The sequence below is a fragment of the Rhodococcus sp. PAE-6 genome (assembly GCF_025290685.1).
Taxonomy (GTDB): Bacteria; Actinomycetota; Actinomycetes; order Mycobacteriales; family Mycobacteriaceae; genus Rhodococcus; species Rhodococcus pyridinivorans.
Window position 1 is genome coordinate 1 of record NZ_JAOCLZ010000265.1, and the last position, 232, is coordinate 232.

Annotated in this window: 1 protein-coding gene; it reads right to left on the bottom strand. The window is 71.6% G+C overall.

The features are described 5' to 3' along the window. Window positions 1-232 (bottom strand): M20/M25/M40 family metallo-hydrolase (locus NVV99_RS26965; protein ID WP_260783355.1); only part of this gene is annotated, 232 nt, incomplete at both ends.

Below are 232 nucleotides of genomic sequence, written 5' to 3' on the forward strand. Positions count from 1 at the left end.
CGGTGCATGACGACGTTGCCCTTGCAGTCGGCGGCGCCGCGGCCGTACCAGCGGCCGTCCCGTTCGGTGAGCGTGACGGGCTCGCTGCGCCAGAGTGATTCGTCGCCGGGCGGCTGAACGTCGTAGTGGCTGTAGAGCCGAACCGTCGGGGCGCCGTCGGGGGCGGGCGTGTGTCCGAGTACGGCGAGCGAGCCGTCGGCGGTGTCGATCGTCTCGACGCTCTCGATTCCCG